At 71.0% G+C, this 20,957-nt stretch carries 17 protein-coding genes; 7 read left to right on the top strand and 10 right to left on the bottom strand.

The genetic code is table 11. From position 1 onward, the window contains the following. Positions 1-125: 125 nt before the first annotated feature. The 5 genes from QOM21_RS09380 (at position 126) to QOM21_RS09360 (ending at position 7,416) form a co-directional block, all read left to right on the top strand. A complete protein-coding gene (locus QOM21_RS09380; RefSeq protein WP_407549293.1) occupies positions 126-1,220 on the top strand; it encodes a substrate-binding domain-containing protein in 1,095 nt (364 codons plus the stop codon). 164 nt (positions 1,221-1,384) lie between these two features. Next, positions 1,385-2,185 (top strand): ATP-binding cassette domain-containing protein, encoded by an 801-nt coding sequence (locus QOM21_RS09375; RefSeq protein ID WP_407549292.1) that lies wholly within the window; start codon positions 1,385-1,387, stop codon positions 2,183-2,185. Further along, positions 2,182-3,495 carry a sugar ABC transporter permease gene (locus QOM21_RS09370; RefSeq protein WP_407549291.1) on the top strand — a complete coding sequence of 438 codons (1,314 nt, stop codon included), beginning with the start codon at positions 2,182-2,184 and terminating at the stop codon, positions 3,493-3,495. Before QOM21_RS09375 ends, QOM21_RS09370 begins: the two co-directional genes overlap by 4 nt. 246 nt (positions 3,496-3,741) lie before the next feature. Then, positions 3,742-5,694, top strand: coding sequence for a 1-deoxy-D-xylulose-5-phosphate synthase (gene dxs / locus QOM21_RS09365; protein ID WP_407549290.1), 1,953 nt, complete (start codon positions 3,742-3,744; stop codon positions 5,692-5,694). Positions 5,695-5,889: 195 nt separating this feature from the next. Further along, entirely contained in the window at positions 5,890-7,416 is a 1,527-nt protein-coding gene (locus tag QOM21_RS09360) for an amino acid permease (RefSeq protein WP_407549289.1), read from the top strand. 157 nt (positions 7,417-7,573) lie between these two features. Here QOM21_RS09360 and QOM21_RS09355 read toward each other — a convergent pair whose 3' ends face one another. The 4 genes from QOM21_RS09355 to QOM21_RS09340 form a co-directional block, all read right to left on the bottom strand. Further along, a complete protein-coding gene (locus QOM21_RS09355) occupies positions 7,574-7,789 on the bottom strand; it encodes a hypothetical protein (protein ID WP_407549288.1) in 216 nt (71 codons plus the stop codon). A 548-nt stretch (positions 7,790-8,337) separates the two neighbouring features. Beyond that, positions 8,338-8,745, bottom strand: coding sequence for an NTP pyrophosphohydrolase (locus QOM21_RS09350; RefSeq protein WP_407549287.1), 408 nt, complete (start codon positions 8,743-8,745; stop codon positions 8,338-8,340). Between the two features lie 146 nt (positions 8,746-8,891). Then, on the bottom strand, positions 8,892-11,021 hold the full coding sequence (locus QOM21_RS09345; protein ID WP_407549286.1) for a 3-hydroxyacyl-CoA dehydrogenase NAD-binding domain-containing protein: 2,130 nt from the start codon (positions 11,019-11,021) through the stop codon (positions 8,892-8,894). Further along, positions 11,018-12,235, bottom strand: a complete 1,218-nt coding sequence (locus QOM21_RS09340) for a thiolase family protein (RefSeq protein WP_407549285.1) — start codon at positions 12,233-12,235, stop codon at positions 11,018-11,020. The genes QOM21_RS09345 and QOM21_RS09340 overlap by 4 nt, the downstream gene beginning before the upstream one ends. A gap of 244 nt (positions 12,236-12,479) precedes the next feature. Here QOM21_RS09340 and QOM21_RS09335 point away from each other — a divergent pair, with 244 nt between their 5' ends. Further along, entirely contained in the window at positions 12,480-13,211 is a 732-nt protein-coding gene (locus QOM21_RS09335) for a PepSY domain-containing protein (RefSeq protein ID WP_407549284.1), read from the top strand. A gap of 37 nt (positions 13,212-13,248) precedes the next feature. Here QOM21_RS09335 and QOM21_RS09330 read toward each other — a convergent pair whose 3' ends face one another. The 3 genes from QOM21_RS09330 to QOM21_RS09320 all read right to left on the bottom strand — a co-directional run bounded on the left by QOM21_RS09330 (position 13,249) and on the right by QOM21_RS09320 (position 16,259). Then, positions 13,249-14,532 carry an HRDC domain-containing protein gene (locus QOM21_RS09330; RefSeq protein WP_407549283.1) on the bottom strand — a complete coding sequence of 428 codons (1,284 nt, stop codon included), beginning with the start codon at positions 14,530-14,532 and terminating at the stop codon, positions 13,249-13,251. Between the two features lie 78 nt (positions 14,533-14,610). Then, positions 14,611-15,273 (bottom strand): response regulator transcription factor, encoded by a 663-nt coding sequence (locus tag QOM21_RS09325; protein WP_016573641.1) that lies wholly within the window; start codon positions 15,271-15,273, stop codon positions 14,611-14,613. Between the two features lie 332 nt (positions 15,274-15,605). Next, the gene (locus QOM21_RS09320) at positions 15,606-16,259 is read right to left on the bottom strand and encodes a DUF3000 domain-containing protein (protein WP_407549282.1); all 654 of its coding nucleotides are present in this window, start codon (positions 16,257-16,259) and stop codon (positions 15,606-15,608) included. A 158-nt stretch (positions 16,260-16,417) separates the two neighbouring features. Between QOM21_RS09320 and hemE the strand changes: the two genes are divergently transcribed. Beyond that, entirely contained in the window at positions 16,418-17,467 is a 1,050-nt protein-coding gene (hemE, locus tag QOM21_RS09315; RefSeq protein WP_407555620.1) for a uroporphyrinogen decarboxylase, read from the top strand. Positions 17,468-17,486: 19 nt separating this feature from the next. On the opposite strand, the gene QOM21_RS09310 is transcribed toward hemE, so the two are convergent. The 3 genes from QOM21_RS09310 to QOM21_RS09300 all read right to left on the bottom strand — a co-directional run bounded on the left by QOM21_RS09310 (position 17,487) and on the right by QOM21_RS09300 (position 20,852). Continuing rightward, positions 17,487-18,866 (bottom strand): FAD-dependent oxidoreductase, encoded by a 1,380-nt coding sequence (locus tag QOM21_RS09310; RefSeq protein WP_407549281.1) that lies wholly within the window; start codon positions 18,864-18,866, stop codon positions 17,487-17,489. A 76-nt stretch (positions 18,867-18,942) separates the two neighbouring features. Beyond that, on the bottom strand, positions 18,943-19,629 hold the full coding sequence (locus QOM21_RS09305) for a chloramphenicol phosphotransferase CPT family protein (RefSeq protein ID WP_407549280.1): 687 nt from the start codon (positions 19,627-19,629) through the stop codon (positions 18,943-18,945). A 26-nt stretch (positions 19,630-19,655) separates the two neighbouring features. Then, a complete protein-coding gene (locus QOM21_RS09300) occupies positions 19,656-20,852 on the bottom strand; it encodes a thiolase family protein (protein WP_407549279.1) in 1,197 nt (398 codons plus the stop codon). Positions 20,853-20,957 lie beyond the last annotated feature (105 nt).

The following is a 20,957-nucleotide window of genomic DNA, read 5'->3' as shown; positions in this document are numbered from 1 at the left end:
ACAGCTAACGCATGGCACCGTTGTCATCTCGTTAAGGATTTACTCCTTGACGGTGGGCTGGCGGCCGAGTTGACTTCCAGCCACCTCGGCCGCAACGACGCGGCCTCGTCAGGGAGGCAACCCCAATGAACCTTTGGACGCGTCGCGTCGTCATAGGCACCGCCGCCGTATCGATGGCCCTCTCCGTGGCCGCGTGCGGCAAGGCCGGAGACGGCGACAAGGCGGGTGGCGGCGACAACAAGACCATCGGCCTTCTGCTGCCGGAGAACAAGACCACGCGTTACGAGACCTTCGACCGTCCGCTCATGGAGGCGAAGATCAAGGAGCTGTGCAGCGACTGCACGGTGAAGTACAACAACGCGGCGCAGGAGACCGAGACCCAGAAGAAGCAGTTCGACGCGCTGATCACCCAGGGCGTCAAGGTGATCATTCTGGACGCCGTCGACTACAAGGCCACCAAGTCCTGGGTCAACCAGGCCGCCAAGAAGGGCGTCAAGGTCGTCGCGTACGACCGGCTGGCCGAGGGTGAGATCTCCGCCTACGTGTCCTACGACAACGAGAAGATCGGCCGCCTGCAGGGCGAGGCGCTGGTCAAGTCGCTCGGCGACGAGGCCAAGGACAGCAATGTCGTCATGATCAACGGCTCGCCGACCGACCCGAACATGCCGTTCTTCAAGAAGGGCGCCCACAGCGTCCTCGACAAGCAGGTCAAGAAGATCGCGTACGAGCAGGACATCCCCGACTGGTCGCCCGACGAGGCGAACCGGAAGATGGGCGCGGCTCTCGACTCGCTCGGCAAGGACGGCTTCCAGGGCGTCTACTCCGGCAACGACGGCATGGCCGGCGGCATCATCACCGCGCTCAAGCAGAAGGGCGTCGAGGTCCCGGTCGGCGGCCAGGACGCCGAGCTCGCGGGCCTGCAGCGGATCCTCAAGGGCGACCAGGCGTTCACGATCTACAAGCAGATCAAGCCGCAGGCCGACTCGACGGCCGAGATCGCGGTCAAGCTGCTCAAGGGCGGGAAGATCGACTCCCTGACGGACACCAAGGTCGACAGCCTCAGCGGTGAGGTCAAGGGTATCCCCGCCAAGCTCTACGACGCGCAGATCGTGACCAAGGACGACATCGCGGACACGATCATCAAGGACAAGGTCTACAAGGCGAGCCAGATCTGCTCGGCGGACCTCAAGGCGGCCTGCGAGGCGGCCGGCATCAAGTAAGCACCCCGGCTCCGCGGGGCCGCGCGGCACAGCCCGCGGCCCCGCGCCCCCGGTCCGGTGCCCCCCGAGCCCTTCCCGCTCCGGCCGGCACCCACCGCACCTCGCACCCACCCCCCTCTGCTCCACGCAGCACCATCCCCGCCGTTGCCACGGCGGCGAAGGAGATGATTCACGTGTCCGCTACGCCTGTGCTGGCGTTGCGCGGAATCTCCAAGCGGTTCGGCGCCGTTCAAGCACTCACGGACGTCACCCTGGAGATCCACCCCGGCGAGGTGGTCGCCCTGGTCGGCGACAACGGCGCCGGCAAGTCCACCCTCGTCAAGACCATCTCGGGTGTGCACCCGGTCGACGACGGCGCCATCGAGTGGGAGGGCGCGGCGGTCCGGATCAACAAGCCGCACGACGCCCAGGAACTCGGCGTGGCCACCGTCTACCAGGACCTCGCGCTCTGCGACAACCTCGACGTCGTCGCCAACCTCTACCTGGGCAACGAGATCCGCACCGCTGGCGTCCTGGACGAGATCGCGATGGAGAAGCGCGCCAAGGAGCTGCTGGACACCCTGTCCATCCGCATCCCCAGCGTCCGCATCCCCGTCGCCGCGCTCTCCGGTGGCCAGCGGCAGGTCGTCGCCATCGCCCGCGCGCTGATCGGTGACCCGAAGGTCGTCATCCTCGACGAGCCCACCGCCGCGCTCGGCGTCGAGCAGACCGCGCAGGTCCTCGACCTCGTCGAACGACTGCGCGAGCGGAACCTCGGCGTCATCCTCATCAGCCACAACATGGCCGATGTGCAGGCCGTCGCGGACCGCGTCGCGGTGCTGCGGCTGGGCCGCAACAACGGTGTCTTCGACGTCGAGGGCACCTCCCACGAAGTGATCATCGCCGCCATCACCGGCGCCTCGGACAACGCCGTCACCCGCCGCAAGGCGCGTACGACCCAGGTGAAGAAGGAGGCCGGCGCATGAGTGACCTCACCAAGCAGCCCGCCGCCGGCGAGGACGCGGCGGACGCGACCGCCGCCCCGGCCGCCGTCGACCCGCCCCAGCCCGCAGCCGTCGACCCGCGCCTGCTCGTCCGCGAGCAGGGCTTCGCCGGCTACCTCAGCGACTTCAAGCGCCGGGTGCGCGGCGGTGAGCTGGGCTCGCTCCCGGTCGTCATCGGGCTGCTCGTCATCGCCGTCGTCTTCCAGCTGAAGAACAGCAGCTTCCTGTCCGCCGACAGCCTCGCGAACATCGGCGTCTACACCTCCGGCCTCGGCATCATGGCCGTCGGCATCGTCTTCGTCCTGCTGCTGGGCGAGATCGACCTGTCGGTCGGCTCGGTGGCCGGCGTCGGCGCCGCCGTCTGGGCGGTGCTCAGCGTCACCAACGGCGTCAACGACTGGCTCGCGGTACTGATCGCCATCGCCGCGGGCATCGCCATCGGCGCCCTGCACGGCTTCTTCTTCGCCAAGGTCGGCGTCCCGGCGTTCGTGGTCACGCTCGCCGGCTTCCTCGGCTGGAGCGGCCTGCAGATCTGGATGATGGGCAAGGAAGGCTCCATCAACACACCCACCGGCAGCGTGGTGGAGAACCTCACCGGCTACTACTTCGAGGACAAGGCCGCCGCGTACGGTCTCGCGCTGATCGCCGTCCTCGCCTACGCCGGGTCGCTGCTGCTGGACGCCAAGCGTCGCAGGGCCGCGGTGCTGCCGTCCCGCCCGCTCAGCGAGATCCTGCTGCGCACCGGCGTCGTCGCGCTGCTCGCCTTCGCCGTCGCCTACGTCCTGAACGAGCCGGAGGGCGCCCGCGGCCTGCCGCTGGCCCTGGTGCTCTTCCTCGCGGTCCTGGTCCTCGCCGACTTCGTGGTGCGCCGCACCACCTACGGACGGCAGATCTTCGCGGTCGGCGGCAACGCCGAGGCGGCCCGGCGCGCCGGTATCAACGTCAACAAGATCCGCATCACGGTGTTCGCCGTCTCCGGCATGCTCGCCGCCTTCGGCGGACTGTTCATCGCCAGCCTCTCCGGTGGCGCCACCAAGAACCTGGGCTCCGGCAACACCCTGATGAACGTCATCGCGGCGGCCGTCATCGGTGGCACCAGCCTCTTCGGCGGCCGCGGCAAGATCTGGTCCGCGCTGCTGGGCATGCTGGTCATCCAGTCCATCCAGCAGGGCCTGAACCTGCTCGGTATGGCCAGCGAGATCCAGTACATGATCACCGGCGCGGTGCTGCTCGCCGCCGTCGTGATCGACTCGGTCTCCCGGCGGACACAGAAAACGGCCGGAAGAACATGATTCCGGGGCCGCGCCCGCGGCCCCTCCCGCCCCGTCCGGCCGGCCAGGCCCTCACCAGGCACGATCTGGTGGGGGCCGGCGCCTTTTGCGCGGCGTGCGCCGTGCGACCGCCTCACCCGAGTGACATACATCGCAAGGCCCGGCCACCGGCGCAGCGGGCGGAACATTAGACTCGACTGATCGGCAAGCTCGACCAGCTCGGACCCGACCAGGTTCGAACACGCTCGACAGCACAAGGAGGCACGGGTGGCGCTGCTGACCCGCATCGAGGGACCGCGCGATCTGGACCGGCTCGGACCCGACCAGCTCGAGCAGCTGGCGGGGGAGATCCGTAGCTTCCTCGTCGACGCGGTCGCCAAGACCGGCGGACACCTCGGGCCGAATCTCGGCGTGGTCGAGCTGACCATCGCCCTGCACCGCGTCTTCCACTCCCCGCAGGACCGGGTCCTCTTCGACACCGGTCACCAGTCGTATGTGCACAAGCTGCTCACGGGGCGTCAGGATTTCTCGAAGCTGCGGGCGAAGGGCGGTCTGTCGGGCTACCCGTCGCGTGCGGAGTCCGAGCACGACGTCATCGAGAACAGCCATGCCTCGACGGTGCTGGGCTGGGCGGACGGTCTGGCCAAGGCCAATCAGGTGCGCGGCAAGGACGACCACGTCGTGGCGGTGATCGGGGACGGTGCGCTGACCGGCGGCATGGCCTGGGAGGCGCTGAACAACATCGCCGTCGCCAAGGACCGCCCGCTGGTCATCGTGGTCAACGACAACGAGCGCTCCTACGCGCCGACCATCGGCGGTCTGGCCGACCACCTCGCCACGCTGCGCACCACCGATGGCTACGAGCGTTTCCTGGCCCGCGGCAAGGACATCCTGGAGCGCACGCCGGTCGTCGGCAAGCCGCTCTACGAGACCCTGCACGGCGCCAAGAAGGGTCTGAAGGACTTCATCGCCCCGCAGGGCATGTTCGAGGACCTCGGCCTGAAGTACGTCGGCCCGATCGACGGCCACGACCTGGACGCCCTGGAGTCCGCCCTGCAGCGCGCCAAGCGCTTCGGCGGCCCGGTCATCGTGCACTGCCTCACCGAGAAGGGCCGTGGCTACAAGCCGGCCGAGCAGGACGAGGCGGACCGCTTCCACGGCATCGGTGTCATCCACCCCGACACCGGCCTGCCGGTCGCGGCCTCCGGCGCGGACTGGACGTCCGTCTTCGGCGAGGAGATGGTCAAGCTCGGCCGTGAGCGCGACGACATCGTGGCGATCACCGCCGCCATGCTGCAGCCCGTCGGCCTCCAGAAGTTCGCCACCGCCTTCCCCGACCGGGTCTACGACGTCGGCATCGCCGAGCAGCACGGCGCGGTCTCCGCGGCGGGCCTGGCGACGGGCGGACTGCACCCGGTCTTCGCCCTCTACGCGACCTTCCTCAACCGCGCCTTCGACCAGGTCCTGATGGATGTCGCGCTGCACAAGTGCGGAGTCACCTTCGTCCTGGACCGCTCCGGTGTCACCGGCACCGACGGCGCCTCCCACAACGGCATGTGGGACATGTCGCTCCTCCAGGTCGTCCCCGGCCTGCGGATCGCCGCGCCGCGCGACGCCGACCAGGTCCGCGCCCAGCTTCGCGAGGCCGTCGACGTCGATGACGCGCCGACCGTGGTGCGCTACTCCAAGGGCGCCGTCGGCCCGGCCGTCGAGGCCGTCGGACGGGTGGGCGGCATGGACGTGCTGCGCGCTCCCGCCGCCACGGTCGCCCGGCCCGACGTCCTGCTGGTGTCGGTCGGCGCGCTCGCCCCGATGTGCCTGGAGATCGCCGACCTGCTCGACAAGCAGGGCATCTCCACCACCGTCGTCGACCCGCGCTGGGTCAAGCCGGTCGACGCGGAGCTGCCCGGCCTCGCCGCCAAGCACCGCGTGGTCGTCACCGTCGAGGACAACATCCGCAGCGGCGGCGTCGGTTCGGCCGTCGCCCAGTCGCTGCGGGACGCCGGTGTGGACCTCCCGCTGCGCGACTTCGGCATCCCCGAGCGCTTCCTCGACCACGCCTCCCGCAAGGAGGTCATGGCCGAGATCGGGCTCACCGCGCCGGACATCGCCCGCCAGGTGACCGGCCTGGTCGCGAAGATCGACGGTCGCTACGAGGACAGCGCGGACTCCGTGGGGACCAAGGACGAGGCGAAGCCCGCCGAGGTCGCCCGCGACTGACCCCACCACTGCCGCACGGGGCCGGCCGGTCATCCGAAAGGGTGTTCCGGCCGGCCCCTCGGCATATCCATGGCCGCGCCCTATCGGGTGAATCACCGCCGCCCGAAGGCCCGCCGGGCCTGGCTGCTTCGCGCCATTACGGAGACTCGGTCAGTTCAGGAGAATTGCGAGGGTCGTCCAGGCGGAGGTTCGCCCATGAGCACAGAGCACGGCACACAGCCCGATTCGCGCCGCAGTCACGGTATGTTCCGGACGAAGAGCGTGGAGCAGTCGATCCAGGACACCGAGGAGCCGGAGCACGCGCTCAAGAAATCCCTCTCGGCGCTCGATCTGACCGTTTTCGGAGTCGGTGTCGTCATCGGCACCGGCATTTTTGTCCTCACCGGAAAAATCGCCAAGGAGCAGGCCGGGCCCGCCGTGGCCCTCTCCTTCGTCGTCGCGGGTGTCGTCTGCGCGCTGGCCGCGCTGTGCTACGCGGAATTCGCCTCCACCGTCCCGGTGGCCGGTTCGGCCTACACCTTCTCCTACGCCTCGCTCGGTGAACTGCCGGCCTGGATCATCGGCTGGGACCTGATCCTGGAACTGGCGCTGGGGTGTGCGGTGGTCGCCGTCGGGTGGTCGGGCTATGTGCGCTCGCTGCTGGACACCGCGGGGGTGCAGCTGCCCGCGGGGCTGTCCGGCACCCATGAGGGGGAGTTCGGCTTCGATCTGCTCGCCTGTGTCCTGGTGCTGTTGCTGACCGCGATCCTCGTGCTGGGGATGAAGCTCTCCTCGCGGGTGACCGCGGTGGTCGTCGGCATCAAGGTCACCGTCGTGCTGCTGGTCATCGTCGCCGGTGCCTTCCTGATCACCGGCTCGAACTACGAGCCCTTCGTCCCGCCGAGCAAGCCCACCGAGGGCGGCGGCGGACTGGCGGCGCCGCTCGTCCAGCTGATGTTCGGCTTCACCCCGGCCGACTTCGGCACGATGGGCATCTTCACCGCGGCGGCCGTGGTCTTCTTCGCCTTCATCGGCTTCGACATCGTGGCCACCGCCGCGGAGGAGACGCGCAACCCGCAGCGCGACGTCCCGCGCGGCATTCTCGGCTCGCTCGCGATCTGCACCTTCCTCTACGTCGCCGTCTCGGTCGTCGTCACCGGCATGCAGAAGTACAGCAAGCTCTCCACCGACGCCCCGCTCGCCGATGCCTTCAAGGACCTCGGGCACCCCTTCTTCGCGGGGTTGATCAGCTTCGGTGCCGCCGTCGGCCTGACCTCGGTCTGCATGATCCTGCTGCTCGGCCAGAGCCGGGTGTTCTTCGCGATGAGCCGGGACGGGCTGCTGCCGCGATTCTTCTCCCGCGTCCACCCGAGCTTCGGCACCCCCTACCGGTCGACCCTCCTGCTCGGCGGTGTGGTGGCCGTCGTGGCAGGCTTCACCTCCATCGACGAACTCGCCGAACTGGTCAACATCGGCACCCTGTTCGCGTTCGTGGTGGTCGCCATCGGCGTGGTGCTGCTGCGCCGCTCACGCCCCGACCTGCCGCGGTCCTTCCGTACCCCGCTCGTGCCGCTCGTCCCGGCGCTGTCCGTCCTGGCCTCGCTGTGGCTGATGATCAATCTGCCCGCCGAGACCTGGGTGCGGTTCGCGATCTGGATGGGGATCGGCTTCCTCGTCTACTTCGTGTACGGCCGCTCGCACAGCCGCCTCGGCATCCGGGGGCGGCAGAACCGGAAGGTGTGACACCGCCGTCCGCCGCGCCACGGAACGCGGCCGTGGAACGGGCGAACCCCGGAACCTGGAGGTTCCGGGGTTCGAGGTGTCCGGCCGGCTCACCGGTACCCGTCGGCGACGGTGGGCCGTGTCGGAGCGGCCGCGACGCAGGTCGCGGCGGTCGCTGTCAGACGCCGGAGGCGTGCACCGCGACGAGACCGGAGACGTGCGCCTGGCCGGGGGCCAGGGAGACCTGCGCACCGAGGGTGGCGTCGATGTTCAGGCCGGCGGCGTGGATCTGCGCACCTGCGCCGGCACCGGCGGCGAGGCCACCGGCAATGTTGTCCAGCTCGCTGTCGGAGATCTCGCTGGTGGCGATCGCGGAGGTGACGTCGTTACGCATGGGTGCCTTCCTTGTAATGCGGTGAGGTTAAGGAAAAAAGTCATGCCGGCCGGGTGGCGGGAAATGAGAATCCGACCGGTGCAGCAAGCGTCCGGCTCCCGAAATCGGGAGCCAAATTGACGACTCGCACACTCGTAGGATGCAATCACGCCGACGGACCCCCCGGCAACTTGCGGTCCCGTTTTTTCCGGTACGCGCTTTGAGATCACAATTGCTCTGACGTGCAGCTTTACCAGGTCCCATACGGACGAACCCCCTGGCGCGGCACCTCTTGGACAACCCGCGCGCAATAGTGCGGCAAAGGCTGTCAGAGGGATATCTGCATTTACCGTTCGGTGGATCTTCAGATGCGCCCCGGGCGCGGGATGACACGAGATGTCGGCATCTTCAGCTTTTCCGCGTGCCGCACGTGTATCGAATGTGCAGAACCGGTGAATCCAATGGGCATGCGGCGAAAACCCGGGGCGCGCGCGAGCGCACAAGTGGTGTCGGAAGGACCGGGCGGACGGTGGCCGGGCCGGGCTGTTCGGCCCCCTGCAACCGCCCCGTCAGCCCCGGGAAGCCTGCCCGCCGTCGCGCCGGCCCCACACCGCGCGCGGCCCCGTCACCCGGGCGCCCAGGGCCTCCACGCGTTCACGCAGCCCACGGTCCGCGGTGACGACGAGACAGGCGCGGTCGCCGCCGCCCTCCTCGGCGACCAGTTCCACGATGCGGTCGTCGCCGCTGCCGCTCGCGGACTCCACCCGCACGTCCTCGACGGACGCCACGCCGCGCGCCGCGCCCTCCACCACGAGGACGATTTCCACCGGCGGTTCGACGATCCCCGGCAGCCCGCCGGCGACGTACTGCCGCAGTGCGTCCCGCAGCCGCTCCGCCGCGCCGTGCCGGTCCCGCCACCAGCCGTCCGGCACCGAACCGACCACGTTCGCGGCATCGACAATGACCAAGGAATCCATGCCGCCACCCTCCCACGCCGGTCCGCCGCAGCGGCCGGACGCGGAGGACCGGCCGCCCCGGAGCGCCCCCGCAGGGCCCCGGACGCACGGATGCGCGGGCCGGCTCCGCCGAGCCGGCCCGCGCATCCTCCTTCAGTTGCGTCCGCTTACGCGGGAACGCTCGCGACGCCCGGCTCCAGGAACCGCTTGCCGGTGACCCGCTCGGAGACACCCGCGCGGTCCAGGTACGGCGTGATGCCGCCCAGGTGGAAGGGCCAGCCGGCGCCGGTGATCAGGCACAGGTCGATGTCCTGCGCCTCGGCGACGACACCCTCGTCCAGCATCAGGCCGATCTCCTGCGCGACGGCGTCCAGGACGCGGTCGCGGACCTGCTCCTCGGTCAGGACGACATCGCCCTGCTCGAGGAGGGCGGCGACCTCGGGGTCCAGCTCCGGCTTGCCGGAGTCGTAGACGTAGAAGCCGCGCTTGCCGGCCTTGACGACGGCGGCGAGGTTCGGCGAGACGGTGAAGCGGTCCGGGAAGGCGCCGTTGAGCGTCTCCGAGACGTGCAGACCGATCGCCGGGCCGACCAGCTCCAGCAGCACCAGCGGCGACATCGGCAGACCGAGCGGCTCGATGGCCTTCTCGGCGACGTCGACCGGGGTGCCCTCGTCGATGACGTTCTGGATCTCGCCCATGAAGCGGGTCAGGATGCGGTTGACGACGAACGCCGGGGCGTCCTTCGTCAGCACGGCCGTCTTCTTCAGGGACTTGGCGACCGAGAAGGCGGTGGCCAGCGACGCGTCGTCGGTCTTCTCCGCCCGCACGATCTCCAGCAGCGGCAGGATCGCGACCGGGTTGAAGAAGTGGAAGCCCACGACCCGCTCGGGGTGCTGGAGCTTCGACGCCATCTCGGTGACCGACAGCGAGGAGGTGTTGGTGGCGAGGACGGCGTGCTCCGGCACGACCAACTCGACCTCGGCGAACACCTTCTGCTTGACGCCCATCTCCTCGAAGACGGCCTCGATGACGAAGTCCGCGTCGCCGAAGGCGGTGGCCTTGTCGAGGTGACCGGAGACCAGGCCCTTGAGGCGGTTGGCCTTGTCCTGGTTCACCCGGCCCTTGAGCAGCAGCTTGTCGATCTCGCCGTGGACGTACTCCACGCCCTTGTCGATCCGGGCCTGGTCGATGTCGGTGAGGACGACCGGGACCTCCAGGCGGCGCGCGAACAGCAGCGCCAGCTGGGAAGCCATCAGACCGGCGCCGACAACGCCCACCTTGGTGACCGGACGGGCCAGCTTCTTGTCCGGGGCACCGGCAGGACGCTTGGCGCGCTTCTGCACCAGGTTGAAGGCGTAGATGCCGCTGCGCAGCTCGCCGCCCATGATCAGGTCCGCGAGGGCCTGGTCCTCGGCGTCGAAGCCCTGCTGGAGGTCGCCGTTCTTGGCGGCCTCGATGATCTCCAGCGCGCGGTAGGCGGCCGGGGCCGCGCCGTGCACCTTGCCGTCGGCGATGGCCTTGCCGCGCGCCACGGCGTCGTCCCAGGCCGCCCCGCGGTCGATCTCGGGCCGTACGACCTCGGTGTCGCCCTTGAGGACGGACGCGGTCCAGATCAGCGACTGCTCCAGGAAGTCCGCACCCTCGAAGAGCGCGTCGGCGATCCCGAGTTCGAAGACCTGCTTGCCCTTGAGCTGCTTGTTCTGGTTCAGCGAGTTCTCGATGATGACCGAGACCGCGCGGTCGGCGCCGATCAGGTTCGGCAGCAGGACGCAGCCGCCCCAGCCCGGGACCAGACCGAGGAAGACCTCGGGCAGCGAGAACGCCGGCAGCGCCTTGGAGACGGTGCGGTAGGTGCAGTGCAGACCGACCTCGACGCCACCGCCCATCGCCGCGCCGTTGTAGTAGGCGAAGGTCGGCACGGCCAGGCCGGAAAGGCGCTTGAAGACGTCGTGGCCGCCCTTGCCGATGGCCAGCGCGTCGTCGTGCTGCTTGAGCAGCTCGACGCCCTTGAGGTCGGCGCCGACCGCGAAGATGAACGGCTTGCCGGTGATGCCGACACCGACGATGGTGCCGTCCGCGGCCTCCTTCTCGACCTGGTCGACGGCGACGTTGAGGTTCGCCAGCGACTGGGGCCCGAAGGTGGTCGGCTTGGTGTGGTCCAGGCCGTTGTCCAGCGTGATGAGCGCGAACTTCCCCGCGCCCTGGGGCAGGTCGAGGTGGCGCACGTGCGCCTGCGTCACGACCTCGTCGGGGAACAGCTCTGCCGCACCCTTCAACAGCTCAGCGGTAGTACTCACTTGTTCCCCTCGAAGTGCGGGTTCTCCCAGATGACCGTTCCACCCATGCCGAAGCCGACACACATGGAGGTAATGCCGTAGCGGACGTTCGGCTGCTCCTCGAACTGCCGGGCCAGCTGCGTCATCAGACGGACGCCGGACGAGGCCAGCGGGTGGCCGAAGGCGATCGCGCCGCCGTACTGGTTGACGCGCGGGTCGTCGTCCGCGATGCCGTAGTGGTCCAGGAGCGAGAGCACCTGCACCGCGAAGGCCTCGTTGATCTCGAACAGGCCGATGTCGTCGATCGTGAGACCGGCCTTGGCCAGCGCCTTCTCGGTCGCCGGGACCGGGCCGATGCCCATGACCTCGGGCTCGACGCCGGCGAAGGCGAAGTCCACCAGGCGCATCTTGACCGGCAGCTCCAGCTCGCGCGCCACGTCCTCGGCGGCGATCAGCGAGGCGGTCGCGCCGTCGTTGAGGCCGGCGGCGTTGCCCGCGGTGACCCGGCCGTGCGCACGGAACGGGGTCTTGAGGCCGGTGAGGTTCTCCAGGGTCGTGCCCGGACGCATCGGCTCGTCGGCGGTGGCCAGGCCCCAGCCGGTCTCGCCGGCCTCGGCGTTGGTGCGGCGCACCGAGATCGGCACCAGGTCGGCCTGGATCTTGCCGTTGGCGTACGCCTTGGCGGCCTTCTCCTGGCTGCGTACGGCGTACTCGTCGGCGCGCTGCTTGGTGAGGTGCGGCAGGCGGTCGTGGAGGTTCTCCGCCGTCATGCCCATGAACAGGGCCGACTGGTCGACGAGCTTCTCCGACACGAAGCGCGGGTTGGGGTCCACGCCTTCGCCCATGGGGTGGCGCCCCATGTGCTCGACACCGCCGGCGAGGGCGATGTCGTACGCGCCGAACGCCACGCCACCGGCCATGCTCGTCACGGCGGTCATCGCGCCGGCGCACATGCGGTCGATGGAGAAGCCGGGGACGGACTGCGGCAGACCCGCGAGAATTCCGGCGGTACGGCCCAGGGTCAGGCCCTGGTCACCGATCTGCGTGGTCGCGGCGATGGCGACCTCGTCGATCTTCGCGGGGTCCAGGGCCGGGTTGCGGCGCAGCAGCTCCCGGATGGCCTTCACGACGAGATCGTCGGCGCGGGTCTCGTGGTAGATGCCCTTGGGGCCCGCCTTGCCGAACGGGGTGCGGACGCCGTCGACGAAGACGACGTCCCTAGCGGTACGAGGCACGTTGGCTCTCCTCCAGGTGCGGGATGGCACTGCTGCGGGGCGCCCCGGGGGACGCTTCACACCCCACATGCTACTTACGGGTAACCAAGCTGCACACCCCCACCGCCCGGAGCGGTGAACGTCACACCGGGAGGAGGCGGAAAGCGCGGCGCGGGACCCGTGCGGACGCGGCCGCCGACGGCGCACACGAAGGCGCGTCCGACGGGTACTCAGAATCTACTCATATTGGACTTAGAGTGCCCATATGTGTGCGAAGAGAACTGGCGCCGCGGGAGCGTGCCGTCGCCCGGCGGCGCCCCGCGCGCTCGGCGCGGCCCTCGCCGTCGCTGCCGCGGGAGTGCTGCTGGCGGGCTGCGCGGACGAGGACAGCGGCGTCGCGGACGGCGCCACGAAGAGCAGCGCGGCCGCGTCGAGAGCGCCGAAAACGCCGTCGTCCCCCTCCGCCCCGGCTTCCCCGTCCGCCCCGGCCTCCCCGAGCGGCGGGCTCACCGAGGACCAGGCCGAGCGCAAGGCCCTCGTGCCGCGGGCCAAGGTGAGCTACGAGCGAGCCCTGACGGCCGCGATCGCCGCCGTCCCGGCCGCCGAGCCGGTCTCCGCGGAACTCAAGGGCACCCCGGGCGGCGGGGCGGCCTGGGAGACCGAGGTGGCGACGGCCGACGGCACCGCCCACGCCGTCCGCGTCGACGCGGTCACCGGCAAGGCGGACCCGCCGCGCGCCGAGCCCGATCAGGACGCGGAGGACAAGCGGGAGCTGGCCGGCCGGCTGGGAAGATCGACGGTGACCGCTCAGCAGGCCGTACGGACCGCCACCGGCGGGCAGCGGGGCACCGTCAGCTCCGTCGAACTCGGCGGCTTCGGCAACGGCACGCTCTCCTGGGCCGTCGACATCGTCACCCAGGACAACTGGACCAAGACGACGTACGACATCGGCGCGACCGACGGCAAGATCCTGCGCAAGCACGTCGACCGCGACTGAACGGCGCCCGCCACGGGCCGGCGCCGTTCAGTCGGTGTCAGTCGTCGCCGTCCGTGTCCGTCAGCAGCGCGGTGGTGAGGAGCGGCGCGACCTTCTCGATCTGCCAGGCGCGCGCGCCGTGCCCGGCCAGCACCTCGGCGACCGTCTCCTGCGTCGGCTGCGCAGGCGGCTCCCAGCACAGCCGGCGGACGGTGTCCGGCGTGATCAAGTTCTCCTGCGGGAGGTTCAGGCTCTCGGCGAGCGAGGTCACCGCGGACCGCGCGGCCGACAGCCGGGCCGCGGCGGCCGGGTCCTTGTCGGCCCAGGAACGGGGCGGCGGCGGGCCGTTGAGCGGCTGGCCCGGCTGCGGCAGCTCGTTGTCGGGCAGGGTCCGCGCACGGTCGACGGCGGCCTGCCACTGCTCCAGCTGACGGCGGCCCATGCGGTGGCCGAAGCCGGGCAGGGCGGCCAGGGCGTGGGTGTTCGGCGGCAGATTCAGCGCCGCCTCCACGATCGCGCCGTCGCCGAGCACCTTGCCGGGGGAGACGTCGCGGCGCTGGGCGACCTGGTCGCGGGCCGTCCACAGCTCACGGACGACCGCCATCTGGCGACGCCTGCGCACCTTGTGCATGCCCGAGGTGCGGCGCCAGGGGTCCTTGCGGGGCGGGGCCGGGGGAGCGGCGGCGATCGCGGCGAACTCCTGACGGGCCCACTCCAGCTTGCCCTGCTGCTCCAGCTCCTCCTCCAGCGCGTCGCGCAGGTCCACCAGCAGCTCGACGTCGAGCGCGGCGTAGCGCAGCCACGGCTCGGGCAGCGGCCGGGTGGACCAGTCGACGGCGGAGTGGCCCTTCTCCAGGGCGAAGCCGAGGACGTTCTCGACCATCGCGCCCAGGCCGACCCGGGCGAAGCCGGCCAGCCGGCCGGCCAGCTCCGTGTCGAACAGGCGGGTGGGGACCATCCCTATGTCGCGCAGACACGGGAGGTCCTGGGTGGCGGCGTGCAGCACCCACTCGGCGTCCTCGATCGCATCGCCGAGCGACGACAGGTCGGGACAGCCGACCGGGTCGATCAGCGCGCTGCCGGCGCCCTCGCGGCGCAGCTGGACGAGGTAGGCCCGCTGGCCGTAGCGGTAGCCGGAGGCGCGCTCGGCGTCGACGGCGACGGGCCCGGTGCCGGCCGCGAAGGCGGCCACGACCTCGGCGAGCGCCTCATCGGTGGCGACCACCGGGGGGATGCCTTCGCGTGGCTCCAACAGCGGTACCGGCGCCGGTCGGGGATCCGGAGGCGAGTCTCCGGCTGCTCGCAGTGTCGTGTCTGCTGCGGTCTTTTGGGCGTCGGTCACCAGTCAAGGGTATCTGTGTATGCACGTCGCCCGTCGAGGGAACGATCCCTCGACGGGCGAGACGTGCGGCTGACGGGCTCAGTGAATGATGCCGGTGCGCAGTGCGACCGCCACCATTCCCGCCCGGTCACCGGTTCCGAGCTTGCGTGCGATGCGGGCGAGGTGGCTCTTGACGGTCAGCGCCGACAGTCCCATCGAGACGCCGATCGCCTTGTTGGACTGGCCCTCCGCCACCAGCCGCAGCACCTCGACCTCGCGGCCCGACAGCTCGCGGTATCCACCGGGGTGCCCGGGGGCGCCCGGAGGCCGGCGCTGCATACGGGCTGCGTTGGCGCCGATGGGTGCGGCGCCCGGCCGGCCGGGAAGGCCGAGGTTGGTGCGGGTGCCGGTGACGACGTAGCCCTTGACGCCGCCCGCGAGGGCATTGCGCACGGCGCCGATGTCGTCGGCGGCGGACAGGGCGAGGCCGTTGGGCCAGCCGGCGGCCCTGGTCTCGGAGAGGAGAGTGAGGCCGGAGCCGTCTGGAAGGTGGACGTCGGCAACGCAGATATCGCGCGGGTTGCCGACGCGGGGACGGGCCTCCGCGATGGACGACGCCTCGATCACGTCACGCACTCCGAGCGCCCACAGGTGGCGGGTGACGGTGGAGCGGACGCGAGGGTCGGCCACGACGACCATGGCCGTCGGCTTGTTCGGGCGGTAGGCGACCAGGCTCGAAGGTTGCTCGAGGAGAACAGACACCGGGCCTCCTGGGGGGAGTGGCGGGGCACGGAAGCGGGAAGCCGACGGGGGCGTCGGAATGATCCGTGTTTGAAGGGTCACTGACCTCTTCGGCAGCAATCCCGCGGGACTTTAGACTTTGATCACGATTTAGTTAGGGGCAATTCGGGCAAATCGGATGCGTGCTCGATCCTAAGGGAGCGTCGGGCATGCCGGAGCCGGGAGCGCGGCGGCCGGTGACCGCGGCCCGGGCCCGCGAGGGTGATCACGATGCCGGGACGCGAGGCCGGGCATACGGAACGGCCGGGCCCCGCCGCGAGGTGCGGCGGGGCCCGGCCGTTGGGGAAAGGCGCTCAGTGGACCTGTGGGCCGCGGCGCTGCGGCAGCGGGACGACCCCGCCGCGCGCCGTGTCGAGCGAGGCCGGCGGCAGCCCGGCGACCTGGCACAGCAGATCGCACCATGCCGACAGATGCGCCGCCATGTCCGGCACTCCGCCCGGTCCCTCGGCCGGTGTCCACGAGGCCCTGATCTCGATCTGCGTGGCGGGCTCCCGCGCGGACAGCCCGCCGAAGTAGTGCGAGCCGGCCCGCGTCACCGTGCCGCTCGGCTCGCCGTAGCGCACCCCGCGGGCCTCCAGCGCGCCCGTGAGCCACGACCACGACACCTCGGGGAGCAGCGGGTCCGAGCCCATCTCCGGCTCCAGCTCCGCCCGCGTCAGCGTCACCACCCGGAAGGTGCCCTGCCAGGCGTCGTGCCCCTCGGGCTGGTGGAGCAGCACCAGCCGGCCGTCCGCCAGGTCCTTGTCCTCGCCGTCCGGACCGGCGCCGGGTTCGACGACCGCGGCCTCCAGGGCGTACGCGAAGGGGGCGAGTCTCTTGGGCGGGGGAGTCGGGTCGATCTCGATCTCCGGCCGCAGTCGTGCAGCCCGTAGCGCCTCGACCGCCTGACGGAAGGGGATCGGGGTCTCGTCCGCGCTGTCCGCGAGGTGTTCTTGAGCCGCAGCCATGCCCGGAAGAGTAGGGGGAACGGGGCCGCCATACGGGGAGGACACCCGATGTGCGCGTCGCCCATTCGGAGGTGTCCTTCGGCACGTGCGAAGATTTGGGCGTGAGCGCCAACGACCTTCCCCAGAGCCTCCACTCGGATCGAGCAGGGGAGACCCCCATCACGGGCCAGCAGCAGAGCGGAACGTACGACTCGGCATTCCTCCGGGCATGCCGGCGCGAGCCGGTGCCGCACACGCCGGTGTGGTTCATGCGCCAGGCCGGGCGCTCACTGCCGGAGTACCGCAAGGTCCGCGAGGGCATCGCGATGCTCGACTCGTGCATGCGGCCCGACCTGGTCACCGAGATCACCCTGCAGCCGGTCCGCCGGCACGGCGTCGACGCGGCGATCTACTTCAGCGACATCGTCGTGCCCCTCAAGGCCATCGGCATCGACCTCGACATCAAGCCCGGCATCGGCCCGGTCGTCGAGAACCCGATCCGTACCCGCGCGGACCTGGAGCAGCTGCGTCTCCTGGAGCCCGGTGACGTCGACTACGTCACCGAGGCCATCGGCATGCTCGTCCGTGAGCTGGGCCCCACCCCCCTCATCGGGTTCGCCGGTGCCCCCTTCACGCTCGCGAGCTACCTCGTCGAGGGCGGCCCGTCCCGCAACCACGAGCGCACCAAGGCGCTCATGTACGGCGACCCGCAGCTCTGGGCCGACCTCCTGGACCGGCTCGCCGACATCACCTCCGCCTTCCTCAAGGTGCAGATCGAGGCCGGGGCGAGCGCCGTCCAGCTCTTCGACTCCTGGGTCGGGGCGCTCTCGCCCGCCGACTACCGCCGCTCCGTGATGCCCGCCTCCGCCAAGGTCTTCGACGCGGTCGCCGGCTACGGCGTGCCGCGCATCCACTTCGGCGTGGGCACCGGCGAGCTGCTCGGCCTGATGGGCGAGGCGGGCGCGGATGTCGTCGGCGTCGACTGGCGGGTCCCGATGGACGAGGCCGCGCGCCGGGTCGGCCCCGGCAAGGCACTCCAGGGCAACATCGACCCGGCCGTGCTCTTCGCCCCCCGGGAGGCCGTGGAGGCCAAGGCCCGTGAGGTGCTGGACGCCGCGGCCGGTCTGGAGGGCCACATCTTCAACCTCGGCCACGGCGTACTGCCCAGCACCGACCCGGAGACGCTGACCGGCCTCGTCGAGTACGTCCACACGCAGACGGCGCGCTGAGCGGGCGCCGCCCCGCAGGTCAGATGCCCGCGGACCGCACGGCCGCCGTCGCCTTGCGGGCCGCGACCAGCACCGGGTCCCACACCGGGGAGAACGGCGGGGCGTAGCCGAGGTCGAGGGCGGTCATCTGCTCCACCGTCATCCCGGCGGTGAGCGCCACCGCGGCGATGTCCACGCGCTTGCCCGCGCCCTCGTGGCCGACGATCTGCACGCCGAGCAGCCGGCCCGTACGGCGCTCGGCGAGCATCTTGACGTGCATCGGGCGGGCGCCGGGGTAGTAGCCGGCCCGGCTGGTGGCCTCGACGGTGGTGGTGACGAAGGCGAGGCCGGCGGCGCGGGCCTGGGCCTCCAGCAGTCCGGTGCGGGCGATCTCCAGATCGCAGACCTTGCTGACGGCGGTGCCGACGACACCGGGGAAGGTGGCGTAGCCGCCGCCGACATTGCTGCCGATGACCTGGCCGTGCTTGTTGGCGTGGGTGCCCAGCGCGATATGGCGGTGGCGCCCGGAGACGAGGTCGAGGACCTCCACGCAGTCGCCGCCGGCCCAGATGGTGTCGTGGCCGCGCACCCGCATCGCCAGGTCGGTGAGCAGCCCGCCGGACTCGCCCAGCGGCAGGCCGGCAGCGGCGGCCAGGGTGGTCTCGGGGCGTACGCCCAGGCCGAGCACGACGACGTCCGCCGGGTACTCGGTGTCCTCCGTGGTGACCGCGCGGGCGCGGCCCTCGGCGTCGGTCAGCACGGCGGTGACCGTCGCGCCGCACACGGTCTCGATGCCCATGCCGCACATCGCCTCGTGCACGAGGCTGCCCATGTCCGGGTCGAGGGTGGACATCGGCTGCTCGCTCCGTTCGAGGACGGTGACCTCGTAGCCGCGGCGGATCAGTGCCTCGGCCATCTCGACGCCGATGTAGCCCGCGCCGACGACCACCGCGCGGCGGCCGGAGGCGGCGGTGAGCGTGTCGAGCAGGGCCTGGCCGTCGTCCAGGGTCTGCACACCGTGCACGCCGGGAGCGTCGATGCCCGGCAGACCGGGGCGCAGCGGGCGGGCGCCGGTCGCCAGCACCAGCTTGTCGAAGCCGGTCCATGACTCCCTGCCGCCGTCCTCCAGGTCGCGGTGGCGCACCCGGCCGCGGTCGAGGTCGAGCTCGGTGACCTCGGTACGCATCCGCAGGTCGATGTCGCGCTCGCGGTGCTCCTCGGCACTGCGGGCGATCAGGGCGTCCGGGCCGTCCACGTCGCCGCCGACCCAGTACGGGATCCCGCAGGCGGAGTAGGAGGTGAAGTGGCCCCGCTCGAAGGCGGTGATCTCCAGCTCGTCGGGCTTCTTCAGCCGGCGGGCCTGTGAGGCCGCCGCCATGCCCGCCGCGTCGCCGCCGACGACCACCAGTCGTTCTGCCATCCCGCGCGCCTCTTCCCTCAGCCGTCCGCGTGGCACGTCCGCGCCACACCGCTTCTGGTACCCCTTACCGCGCGAGTCACCTTCCGGGGGACCCCGCCGCGCCGGTCTCGTCACCTTGCCCCGCCCGGCCCTGGTGGATCAGGCGGAGCTGCTCGAAGGCCGTGGGGGCCGGGCGGCGGGGGAGGAAGTCCTTGATCTGCCGGGCGCACTCCGCCGGGGTGGTGGAGGTCGTGTCGCACTCGATGTCGTAGACGCCGTGGGCGTGCACGTTCTCCATCTGGGCGGCGGCCAGGCCCGCGGGGCGGTCACCTCGGGCGCGCTCGCGCCGCTCCACCTCCTGCAGCGAGCAGCGGACGCCCACGAAGACGACGTCCCGGGGAGCGAACAGGCCGAGGCAGTCCCGCAGTCGCCAGGGCTGGCTCAGGACGTGGTCCACCACGACGGTGTTGCCGCCGTCCGCCATCCCGGCGACCGCCCGGTGGAAGCCCCGCCAGGTGCGGTGCAGCACGGACCGCAGGTCGTCCGGCGACAGCTCCTTGCGGGACCGCATGGCGTGGAAGGAGTCGACGGGCATGTGGAAGCAGGGTTCGTCGAGTGTGTGCAGCAGCGCCTCGGCGATGCTCGATTTGCCGGAACTGGACGTACCGTTCAGGAAAATGATCAGTCCGCGGGGCGGCGTGGCGGCGCCCTCCGGCACGCCGGGTTCCCCGAGCTGTGCCCGGCCTCTCTCCGGCATCGTCACTTCCTCGCTCGGGATGGTCACACGGCGGGCCCGCTCCTCAGGGCGCCCTAGCGCTCCAGCACGAGCGCCAGCCCCTGCCCCACACCGATGCACAGTGCGGCCAGGCCCGTACCCGAGCCCAGTGCCGCCAGCTGGTGGGCCACGGAGCCCGCGAGACGGGCACCGGACGCGCCCAAGGGGTGACCGATGGCGATGGCGCCGCCGCGCGGGTTCACCACGGACGGGTCGAGCTCCGGCCACTGGCCGACGCACCCCAGCGCCTGCGCCGCGAACGCCTCGTTGAGTTCGAACGTCGCCACCTCGGCCAGGCCCCGCCCGGACCGCTCCAGGGCACGCCGCACGGCCTCCACCGGGCCCAGCCCGAACAGCTGCGGCTCGACGCCGGTCACCGCGCTCGCCCGGATACGGGCCAGGGGCTCGCGACCGGTGGCCCGCAGACCCTCCTCGTCGACCAGCAGCAGCGCGGCCGCGCCGTCGTTGAGCGGGGAGGAGTTGCCGGCCGTGACGGTGCCGCCGGCGGCCCGGAACACCGGCTTCAGCTTGGACAGCGCCTCCAGTGACGACGCCTCGCGGATCGTCTCGTCGCGCTTCAGTTCCACGCCGGGCAGCGGCACGACCTCCGCGTCGTACGCACCCTCCTGCCAGGCGCGGACGGCCTTTTGATGGCTGGCCAGTGCGAAGACGTCCTGCTGCTCGCGGGTGATGCCGTGCTGGTCGGCGATCAGCTCGGCGCCCTCGCCCAGCGACACCGTCCACTCCGGGCGCATTCGCGGATTGACCATCCGCCAGCCCAGCGTCGAGGAGTACATCTCCTGATGGCCCGCGGGAAAGGCACGTTCGGGCTTGCGCAGCACATACGGCGCGCGGCTCATCGACTCCACGCCGCCCGCCACCGCGATGTGCGCATCGCCGTGCGCGATGGCACGGGCGGCCTGGATCACCGCTTCCAGGCCGGACCCGCACAGGCGGTTGACGGTCACACCGGGGACGGTCACCGGCAGCCCGGCGAGCAGGACGGCCATCCGCGCGACGTTGCGGTTGTCCTCGCCCGCGCCGTTGGCGTCGCCGAAGCAGACATCGTCGATCCGGGCCGGATCCAGCTCGGGAGTGCGGTCCACCAGCGCCTTGACGACATGGGCGGCGAGGTCGTCGGGCCGGATTCCGGCCAGGGCGCCGCCGTACTTGCCGACGGGGGTCCGTACGGCATCGACGACATAGACATCCCGTATGCGTGGGTCGGTCATCAGACGGTGTCCTCGCTGTCCCGGCTCAAGGGGGTCGGCGGGCGACACGAAGATCGAGACCGCCCGGTCCGAGTCTTTGCCCGCCGCCCGCCCCTGTCAACGGGG

This window comes from Streptomyces sp. Pv4-95 (assembly GCF_045782725.1).
GTDB lineage: Bacteria > Actinomycetota > Actinomycetes > Streptomycetales > Streptomycetaceae > Streptomyces.
Note: the sequence above shows the minus strand (reverse complement) of the source record. Positions and strands in the feature narration are given on the sequence as shown.

What these genes read in the sequence shown, in the direction of transcription:
- QOM21_RS09380 (WP_407549293.1), top strand. Translation starts at nt 126, where the DNA reads ATGAACCTTTGGACGCGTCGCGTCGTCATAGGCACCGCCGCCGTATCG.
- QOM21_RS09375 (WP_407549292.1), top strand. Translation starts at nt 1,385, where the DNA reads ATGATTCACGTGTCCGCTACGCCTGTGCTGGCGTTGCGCGGAATCTCC.
- QOM21_RS09370 (WP_407549291.1), top strand. Translation starts at nt 2,182, where the DNA reads ATGAGTGACCTCACCAAGCAGCCCGCCGCCGGCGAGGACGCGGCGGAC.
- QOM21_RS09360 (WP_407549289.1), top strand. Translation starts at nt 5,890, where the DNA reads ATGAGCACAGAGCACGGCACACAGCCCGATTCGCGCCGCAGTCACGGT.
- QOM21_RS09355 (WP_407549288.1), bottom strand. Translation starts at nt 7,789, where the DNA reads ATGCGTAACGACGTCACCTCCGCGATCGCCACCAGCGAGATCTCCGAC.
- QOM21_RS09350 (WP_407549287.1), bottom strand. Translation starts at nt 8,745, where the DNA reads ATGGATTCCTTGGTCATTGTCGATGCCGCGAACGTGGTCGGTTCGGTG.
- QOM21_RS09335 (WP_407549284.1), top strand. Translation starts at nt 12,480, where the DNA reads ATGTGTGCGAAGAGAACTGGCGCCGCGGGAGCGTGCCGTCGCCCGGCG.
- QOM21_RS09320 (WP_407549282.1), bottom strand. Translation starts at nt 16,259, where the DNA reads ATGGCTGCGGCTCAAGAACACCTCGCGGACAGCGCGGACGAGACCCCG.
- QOM21_RS09310 (WP_407549281.1), bottom strand. Translation starts at nt 18,866, where the DNA reads ATGGCAGAACGACTGGTGGTCGTCGGCGGCGACGCGGCGGGCATGGCG.
- QOM21_RS09300 (WP_407549279.1), bottom strand. Translation starts at nt 20,852, where the DNA reads ATGACCGACCCACGCATACGGGATGTCTATGTCGTCGATGCCGTACGG.